Annotated in this window: 9 protein-coding genes; 4 read left to right on the forward strand and 5 right to left on the reverse strand. The window is 71.2% G+C overall.

Annotation, left to right across the window (positions count from 1 at the left end):
* Positions 1-721: nitrate ABC transporter permease (gene ntrB / locus VGD44_RS23500; protein WP_331090813.1), on the forward strand; the 721-nt coding region annotated here is incomplete at its 5' end.
* Between the two features lie 10 nt (positions 722-731).
* The gene (locus VGD44_RS23505) at positions 732-1,526 is read left to right on the forward strand and encodes an ABC transporter ATP-binding protein (protein ID WP_331090814.1); all 795 of its coding nucleotides are present in this window, start codon (positions 732-734) and stop codon (positions 1,524-1,526) included.
* Here the strand turns inward: VGD44_RS23505 and VGD44_RS23510 are convergent.
* Genes VGD44_RS23510 through VGD44_RS23520 form a run of 3 tightly spaced genes read right to left on the reverse strand, consistent with a single transcriptional unit; the run spans position 1,523 to position 3,468 of the window.
* A complete protein-coding gene (locus VGD44_RS23510) occupies positions 1,523-2,740 on the reverse strand; it encodes an RNA polymerase sigma factor (RefSeq protein WP_331090815.1) in 1,218 nt (405 codons plus the stop codon). The two genes, VGD44_RS23505 and VGD44_RS23510, sit on opposite strands and share 4 nt — an antisense overlap.
* Positions 2,741-2,745: 5 nt before the next feature.
* Positions 2,746-3,096 carry a YciI family protein gene (locus VGD44_RS23515; protein WP_331090816.1) on the reverse strand — a complete coding sequence of 117 codons (351 nt, stop codon included), beginning with the start codon at positions 3,094-3,096 and terminating at the stop codon, positions 2,746-2,748.
* 18 nt (positions 3,097-3,114) lie between these two features.
* Positions 3,115-3,468, reverse strand: a complete 354-nt coding sequence (locus tag VGD44_RS23520; RefSeq protein ID WP_331090817.1) for a YciI family protein — start codon at positions 3,466-3,468, stop codon at positions 3,115-3,117.
* Between the two features lie 95 nt (positions 3,469-3,563).
* Between VGD44_RS23520 and VGD44_RS23525 the strand changes: the two genes are divergently transcribed.
* The gene (locus VGD44_RS23525; RefSeq protein WP_331090818.1) at positions 3,564-4,916 is read left to right on the forward strand and encodes a serine hydrolase; all 1,353 of its coding nucleotides are present in this window, start codon (positions 3,564-3,566) and stop codon (positions 4,914-4,916) included.
* Here VGD44_RS23525 and VGD44_RS23530 read toward each other — a convergent pair.
* Together VGD44_RS23530 and VGD44_RS23535 are read right to left on the reverse strand one after the other, a co-directional pair.
* A complete protein-coding gene (locus VGD44_RS23530) occupies positions 4,913-6,247 on the reverse strand; it encodes a dihydroorotase (RefSeq protein ID WP_331090819.1) in 1,335 nt (444 codons plus the stop codon). The genes VGD44_RS23525 and VGD44_RS23530 overlap by 4 nt on opposite strands.
* A complete protein-coding gene (locus VGD44_RS23535) occupies positions 6,240-7,214 on the reverse strand; it encodes a glycosyltransferase family 9 protein (RefSeq protein WP_331090820.1) in 975 nt (324 codons plus the stop codon). Before VGD44_RS23535 ends, VGD44_RS23530 begins: the two co-directional genes overlap by 8 nt.
* 61 nt (positions 7,215-7,275) lie before the next feature.
* Here VGD44_RS23535 and VGD44_RS23540 point away from each other — a divergent pair.
* Positions 7,276-7,826 (forward strand): YgfZ/GcvT domain-containing protein (locus VGD44_RS23540; RefSeq protein ID WP_414694717.1); only part of this gene is annotated, 551 nt, incomplete at its 3' end.

Genomic DNA, 7,826 nt, shown 5'->3' on the forward strand with positions numbered 1-7,826 from the left:
GCTCTGGCAGGGAATGAGCGGGTCGCAGCCTGGCGGCCTGCCGGCCCCGGCCACCATCTGGCTGGAGTCGCGGGAGCTGATCCTCAATCCGTTCTTCGACCGGGGCGGGGTCGACAAGGGCCTGTTCTGGCACGCGCTCACGAGCCTCCAGCGGGTGGCGATCGGCTTCGGGTTCTCGGCCGTCGTCGGCGTGGCGCTGGGGGTGCTGGTGGGGTCGAGCCGGTTCGCGCACTCGGCGCTGGATCCGATCTTCCAGGTGCTGCGGACCGTGCCGCCGCTCGCCTGGCTGCCGATCTCCCTAGCCGCCCTGCACGAGGCCAACCCCTCGGCGTTGTTCGTGATCTTCATCACCGCCATCTGGCCGATCGTGATCAACACGGCGGTGGGCGTGCGCAACATCCCGCAGGACTACGTCAACGTCGGCCGGGTGCTGCGCCTGTCGCCGCCGGAGTACTTCGTCACCATCCTGCTGCCGGCCGCCACGCCCTATATCTTCACGGGCCTGCGGATCGGCGTGGGCATGAGCTGGCTCGCCATCGTCGCCTCCGAGATGCTGCTGGGCGGCGTGGGCGTCGGCTTCTTCATCTGGGACCAGTACAACTCGTCCCGCATCTCCGACATCGTCGTGGCCCTCGTGTGGGTCGGCCTGGTGGGCTACGCGCTCGATCGGCTGGTCGCACTCGCGGGCCGCATCGTCTCGCGCGGCGCGTCCGCAGGCTGAGGGCAGACCCATGACCAGCAGAGCCTATCTCTCCATCGAGAACCTCGGCGTCACCTTCGGGACGACGTCGGAGGTGCTGCGCGGCGTCGACCTGACCGTCGACCGCGGGGAGTTCATCTCGATCATCGGCCACTCGGGCTGCGGCAAGTCCACCCTGCTGAACGTGGTGGCCGGGCTGCTCCCGGTCTCCATGGGCGCGGTGATCCTGGACAAGCAGGCGGTGGAGGCGCCGGGGCCCGACCGGGCGGTGGTGTTCCAGAACCACTCCCTGCTGCCGTGGCTCACGGTCTACGAGAACGTGCGGCTGGCGGTGGACAAGGTGTTCGGCGGGACCCGCCCGCGGGCGGACCGCCACGCCTGGACGCTGGAAAACCTGGCGCTCGTCCAGATGACCCACGCCAAGGACAAGAAGCCCCACGAGATCTCGGGCGGCATGAAGCAGCGGGTGGGCCTGGCCCGGGCGCTCGCCATGGAGCCCAAGGTGCTGTTGCTGGACGAACCGTTCGGCGCGCTGGACGCGCTGACCCGGGCGAACCTGCAGGACAGCGTCATGGAGATCCACGCCAAGCTCGGCAACACGGTCTTGATGATCACCCACGACGTGGACGAGGCGGTGCTGCTCTCGGACCGGATCGTGATGATGACCAACGGGCCGGCGGCCAGCATCGGCGACATCGTGACCGTGGGCCTGCCGCGGCCGCGGCGGCGGCTCGAGGTGGACACCGTTCCGGCCTACGCGGCGGCGCGGCACGCGGTGGTGGAGTTCCTCTACAGCCGCCACGCCGCGGTGCGGACGGCGGCTTAGGCGTCGGCGCGGAGGCTGCTGCGGCGGGCTTCCAGGTAGAGGCGCTCGGCGGGCGCAGGGCCGAGCGCCAGGGCGGCGGCGTAGGCGGTGGCGGCGTCTCCAGGCCGGCCGGCCTTGGCGCTGAGGGCGGCGAGCGCGGCTTGATAGGGCAGCCAACCCTCGACCCCCGTGATCTTCGCAAGCTCGGCGAGGCCGGCTTCGGCGCCTTGCGCTTCGCCCACGGCCACTGCGCGGTTCACGGCCGTGGCGGCGTGCGGGCGGAGCTGGGCCAGGACGTCGTAGAGCGCGGCGATGGTCGCCCAGTCGGTGCGCCCGGTCTCGGCGCGGCCGCAGTGGGTGGCGTGGATCGTGGCCAGAATCTGCCGCGGTCCGCTTCGGGCGAAGCCCGCGGCGCGGTCCAGGAGGCGCGCGCCTTCGGCGATCAGCTCGCGCCGCCAGAGGGCCACATCCTGCTGCTCGGGCGGGACCATGGCGCCAACGTCGTCCAGGCGGGCCGGGCGGCGGGCCTCGGCGAAGCGGACCAGGGCGGCCAGGCCCAGCACCTCGGGCTCGTCGGGCATGAGCTCGGTGAGCAGGCCCGAAAGCCGCAGGACCTCGGCGGCGAAGCCGGCGGTCTCGCCGGCCAGGGCGGCGTCCTCGTAGGCCTGGGCGTAAGCGATCTCGAGCGTGGTCAACACCGCTTCCAGCCGCTCGGGCCAGGCGGCGCGGCCGGGGACCTCGAACGGCACCCCGGCGCCGGCGATCTTCTTCTTGGCGCGGGTGATGCGCTGGAGCATGGCCGGCTCACCTGAGAAGAAGGCCCGCGCCAACCGCTCGGTGGAGAGGCCGCAGACGACCTTCAAGGTCAGGGCCGCGCGGGAGTCGGGCGCCAGCGCCGGGTGGCAGCACACGAAGATCAGCTTCAGCCGCTCGTCAGGGATCGGTTCGTCGGCCGCCATCAGCGCGTCCTCGGGCGTGGGCTGGGGCTCGGGTTCGTCGAGGACGGCGCGGTCGCGGACGGCGGCGCGGCGCCGTGCGTCGATCGCCTTGCGCAGCGCCGCGCGCCACAGCCAGGCCGCCGGGTCGCGCGGCGCCAGGTTGGGCCAGGCGACCAGCGCGGCGGCTGCAGCGTCGGCGAAGGCGTCCTCCGCCTGGTCCAGGTCGCGCAGGCGGCCGGCGAGCGCGGCCACCACGCGGGGCCGCGCCTGGGAGATCGCCTGGCCGAAGCGGTCCATGGGGCTCAGTAGACCGCCAGCGGCCGCACCTCGACCTTGCCCCCGTCCATCACCGGGACGCGCCGGGCGATCACCAGCGCATCGTCGAGGTTCGGGACGTCCACCAGATAGTAGCCGCCCAGGTGCTCGCGGGTTTCGGCGAAGGGCCCGTCGTGCAGGGTCTGCTGGCCGTCCTTGGTGATGACGGTGGTAGCGGTGGTCGAGTCCTGCAGGCCCGAGCCGTCCCTCATCCAGCCCTTGGCGCGCAGCTCGGCGGCGAGCGCCATGTGCTTGGCGACGATGCCCTGCAGAGCGGATTGGCCGGCCTCGCCGGCATAGGCGTCCTCGGGCTCGTAGACCAGGATCATGTACTGCATGGGTTCCATCTTTCCTGTTCAGTGGGCGCCGACCGGGCGGACTTCGACCTTGCCGCCGGGAATGACGGGGACTTTGCTGGCCCAGGCGGTGGCGGCCTCGAGGTCAGCGACGTCGATGACGTAGTAGCCGCCCAGCTGCTCGCGGGTCTCGGCGAAGGGGCCGTCGTGGACGGTCTTGGCGCCGGCCGCGTCGGTGCGCACCGTTCGAGCGGCGCCGGTAGGCTGAAGCTCGTGGCCGGAGAACTCGACCCCCGCGGCGACGAAGTCCTCGGCGAGCTTCATGTGCTTGGCGATGATCTCGGCGAGGGTCTTCTGGCCCGCCTCGCCCTCGTAGGCGCCTTCGGTCTCGTAGAGCAGGAGCATGTACTTCATCTGAGGTCCCCTCCGGACTTTGAGATTGCGCGACGCCGATGCGTGCGTCACCGGGGAGACGGGCGGCGTGCGCCGGATTCGACAGGGGATGCGACATGCGGTCGATTTTTCTCGCGGGCCTGGTCGCCGCGGCGTTCGCAAGCGGGGCCGAGGCGGCCGAGGACGCGCACGTCAGGGCGCTGGCGGCGGGGTACAAGGCGGCGTTCCTGTGCAGCGGCGTCTTCAACGCCGGCCGGCCCGAGGCCGAGATTGCGGCGGACGACCTGGAAGGGATCTATCCGACCTACCAGCAACTGGTGCGGACGCTGCCGGCGACGGTGGACCGCGAGGGCAAGATGGTGAGCGTGGCGTTCGATCCGAAGCTGCCGCCGCGGATCGCCGCGTGGCGGCCGTACCTCGGCTGCGCGCAGCTGCCGATCGGCGCGTCGCCCGAGGGGGTGGCGAAGCTGCCGCGGCTGGACCTGACAACGCCGGGGCCGAAGCGCCCCAACTGGCCGGACGGCGACGAAAAGGCGACCGGCAAGACGCCCAAGGGGCTGGCGCCCGTCGTGGCCAAGGCGTTCAGCGACTACGGCGGCAAGACCACGGCCGTGGTGGTCGTGAAGGACGGCAGGATCGTCGCCGAGCAGTACCGGCCGGGCTACGACCTGCACACGCCGCAGCGCACCTGGTCGGCGGCCAAGAGCCTGACCGCGACGGTGGTGGGGCGCGCCGCGCACCTGGGCAAGGTGAAGGTCGACGCGCCGGCGAACATCCCCGAATGGCGGGCGCCCGGCGATCCGCGCGCGGCGATCACCCTCGCGCAGCTGATGCACATGGGCTCGGGGCTGTGGACCCACGGGCCGGGCAACCGGACGGACGAGGTCTATCTGGGCGGCGGCGCGGTGACCGAGTGGGCCACGCGCATGCCGCTGGAGGTCGCGCCCGACAGCCGGTTCAACTACGCCAACAACGACACGCTGCTGGCGGCGCGGGCCGTGCGCGCTTCATTGGGCGACGGGGCCGAGGCCTTGGCGTTCCCGTTCACCGAGCTGCTGTGGCGGATCGGGATGACCCACACGACGCCGGAGACCGACTGGCAGGGCAACTACGTCCTCTCGAGCCAGGTGTGGACGACGGCGCGCGACCTGGCCCGGCTGGGGCTGCTCTACCTGAACGACGGGGTCTGGAACGGCGAGCGGCTGCTGCCCGAGGGCTGGTCGAAGTTCGTGGCGACTCCGGCGCCGGCGCAGCCGGAGCGGAACGCCGGCTACGGCGCCTTCTTCTGGCTCTACGGTCCGGCGCAAGGGCTGCCCGAGGGGACCTACGCCATGAACGGCAACCGGGGACAGTACGTCTTCATCGTGCCGTCGAAGAAGGTCGTGATCGTGCGGCGCGGCTTCGATTCCGCGCAGGCGCGCTTCGACGAGGCCCGCTTCGCGAAGGACGTGCTGGCGGCGCTCGACTAAGCCGCGAGCGTCTCCAGGAACCGCACCGGCTCGCCGAGGCTGGGGGCCACGATCTCGTCGTCGCGCATGACGATGCGGCCGCGGATGATGGTGGCCTTGGGCCAGCCCTTGGCCTCCATGCCGTCGAAGGGGGTCCAGCCGGCGCGGGTGGCCATCTGGTCGTGGGTGATGGTGCGCCGGGCTTTCAGGTCGACGATGGTGAGGTCGGCGTCGTAGCCAACGGCGAGGCGGCCCTTGTCGGCGAGGCCGAAGATGCGGTTGGCGCCATGGCTGGTGAGGTCGACGAGGCGCTCCAGCGAGAGACGGCCCTCGGCCACATGGGTCAGCATCAGCGGCAGCAGGGTCTGCACGCCCGGCATGCCCGACGGCGAGGCGGGGTAGGGCCGCGCCTTCTCCTCGCGGGTGTGGGGCGCGTGGTCCGAGCCCAGCACGTCGGCCACGCCGTTGGCCACGCCGACCCAGAGGCCGTCGCGGTGGTCGGCGGTGCGGATCGGCGGGTTCATCTGGGCGAAGCCCTTCAGCCGCTCGTAGGCCTCGGGACCGGCCAGGGTCAGGTGCTGGGGCGTCACCTCCACCGAGGCCACGTCCTTGTGGGCGGCGAGGTAGGCGATCTCCTCCTTCGTCGTCACGTGCAGCACGTGGATGCGCTTACCCAGCTTCTGGGCCAGGCCGACGAGCCGGTGGGTGGACTGGATCGCCGACTGGGCGTCGCGCACCTCGGGGTGGCTGGTCCAGTCGCCGGTGCGGGCGAGCGGCCGGCGCTCGGCGAGGCGGTATTCGTCCTCGGAGTGGAAGGCGGCTCTGCGGTTGATGTGGCGCAACACCTGCTCGACGCCCTCGTCATCCTGCACCAGCAGGGTGCCGGTGGAGGCGCCCATGAACACCTTGATCCCGCAGCAGCCGGGCAGCCGCTCCAGCTCGCCCAGGAAGGGGGCGTTCTCGTGGGTGCCGCCGACGTAGAAGGCGTGGTCGCAGTGCATGCGGTGGTTCGCGCGCTTCAGCTTGTCGGCCAGGCTGTCGGGGTCGGTGGTGGTGGGCTCGGTGTTCGGCATCTCGAACACCGCGACCACGCCGCCCAGGACCGCGCAGCGCGAGCCGGTCTCGAGGTCTTCCTTCCACTCCAGGCCCGGCTCGCGGAAATGGACCTGGGTGTCGATGACGCCGGGCATGACGGTCAGGCCGGTTGCGTCGAACACCTCGCCGGCGCTGGCCTGGGAGAGGTCGCCGATGGCGGCGAACTTGCCGTCCTTGATCCCGACGTCCGTCATGCCACGGCCGGCATGGTTCACCACCTCGCCGCCGCGGACGATCAGGTCGTAGGTGTCAGGCATCGACTTTGTCCGTGGCTTTGATGAGCTGTCGCGCCGCGGATACGACACTCTCCACCGGCAGGTCCATCATGTGGCACAGCGCCTGGCCGAATCCGGGGTCGACGGCGCGGATCTGCTCGAAGCTGCGGGGACCGCGCACGACGCGGGTGTGGTCGCCCCAGGGGGCGTAGAGCCGCTCGTCCGAGGGACCGAAAAGGCCGATGGTGGGCGTCCCCGCCGCGGCGGCCAGGTGCATTGCGCCGCTATCGTTGCCGATGAACAGCCGCGCGCGCTTCAGGCAGGCGTAGGCGGTGACGAGGTCGGCCTTGCCGGCGAGGTCGATGAAGCCCTTCCGAGCCACGTCGCGCAGGGTGTTGGCCGGCTTGTCGTCGCCGGGGCCGCCCAGCACCATCAGCCGCCCGCCCACCATCGGGGAGTGCGGGTCGCGTAGGAGCCGCATGGCCACCTGGGCGAACCGCTCGACCGGCCAGGTCTTGCCGATCCAGTTGGCCGAGGGAGCCAGCGCCAGGATGGGGCCGGCGCCCTTGGTGAGCTCGTCGGCGTAGGCCTCGGCGTCGGGGTCGGTGAAGATGTGCGGTGCGGCGGGCTCGTCCTCGATGCGCAAGACGCGGGCGGCTTCCAGCACCTTGTGGGTCGGCTCGGCGCTCTTTTTGTGGATGGCGCGGCGCTTGGTGGTGAGGAAACGCGAGATCCCCGAGCCGCGGAGGTCGACGATCAGACCCCAGTTGGTGCGCCGCACCTTGCGCCAGAGGTCGAACCAGTGACGGCCGCCCTTGGCCTTTTCCATGACGATGACGCGATCCAGGCCTGGGACGTGGGCGAACAGCGGCGCGGCGTCGGGCCCGGCGACGATGGTGAAGCGCGCGTCGGGGATCTCGTCGACCAGCCGCCGGATCAGCCCGGACGAGAGCACGGCGTCGCCGATGCGTGTGGCGGTGATGAAGAGGATGGGGAAACCGCGCGACATCTGAGGTTCTATAGGGACCCGGAGGCTGGCGCTCCACACCGGGCGGCCCCAGATTGGCGGGATGTCGCAGACTGTCACCTTCGCGCACTTGCAGAGCCGTTCGCTGATCGCGCTCAGCGGACCCGACTGGCGCAGCTTCCTGCAGGGGCTGATCACCCAGGACGTGGAGACGCCCGATCGGGAGACGGCGCGATTCGGGGCGCTGCTGACGCCACAGGGGCGGCTGCTCTACGACCTGTTCGTGGTGGAGCGCGAAGATGGGGCCTGGCTGGACGTGGAGGCCGAGCATCGAGAGGCGCTGATGCAGCGGCTGATGATCTACCGCCTCCGGGCGAAGGTGGAGATCGCGGCGGACGACACGAAGGTGAGCATCCTGTTCGCCGCGGATGGCGTCCCGGCGAAGCCGGACGACTCGCGCTGGGTGCGCGACGGGCGGCTGGCCGAGCTGGGCTGGCGCGGCTACGGCGCGGAGCTCCCGGCGGGCGCGGTGGAAGCGACCGAGGCCGAGCGCGAGGCGCAGAAGCTGCGCCTGGGTGTGCCGGGTCCCAAGGACTGGGGCGTCGACCGCACCTATCCGATCGAGGCCAACTTCGACCTCTTGAACGGCATCGA

Origin of the sequence: Phenylobacterium sp. (genome assembly GCF_036402295.1) — a bacterium.
Taxonomy (GTDB): domain Bacteria; phylum Pseudomonadota; class Alphaproteobacteria; order Caulobacterales; family Caulobacteraceae; genus Phenylobacterium.

Bases quoted from the DNA above. Each gene is read 5' to 3' on its own strand.
- VGD44_RS23505 (WP_331090814.1), top strand. From the start codon at position 732: ATGACCAGCAGAGCCTATCTCTCCATCGAGAACCTCGGCGTCACCTTC.
- VGD44_RS23510 (WP_331090815.1), bottom strand. From the start codon at position 2,740: ATGGACCGCTTCGGCCAGGCGATCTCCCAGGCGCGGCCCCGCGTGGTG.
- VGD44_RS23515 (WP_331090816.1), bottom strand. From the start codon at position 3,096: ATGCAGTACATGATCCTGGTCTACGAGCCCGAGGACGCCTATGCCGGC.
- VGD44_RS23520 (WP_331090817.1), bottom strand. From the start codon at position 3,468: ATGAAGTACATGCTCCTGCTCTACGAGACCGAAGGCGCCTACGAGGGC.
- VGD44_RS23525 (WP_331090818.1), top strand. From the start codon at position 3,564: ATGCGGTCGATTTTTCTCGCGGGCCTGGTCGCCGCGGCGTTCGCAAGC.
- VGD44_RS23530 (WP_331090819.1), bottom strand. From the start codon at position 6,247: ATGCCTGACACCTACGACCTGATCGTCCGCGGCGGCGAGGTGGTGAAC.
- VGD44_RS23535 (WP_331090820.1), bottom strand. From the start codon at position 7,214: ATGTCGCGCGGTTTCCCCATCCTCTTCATCACCGCCACACGCATCGGC.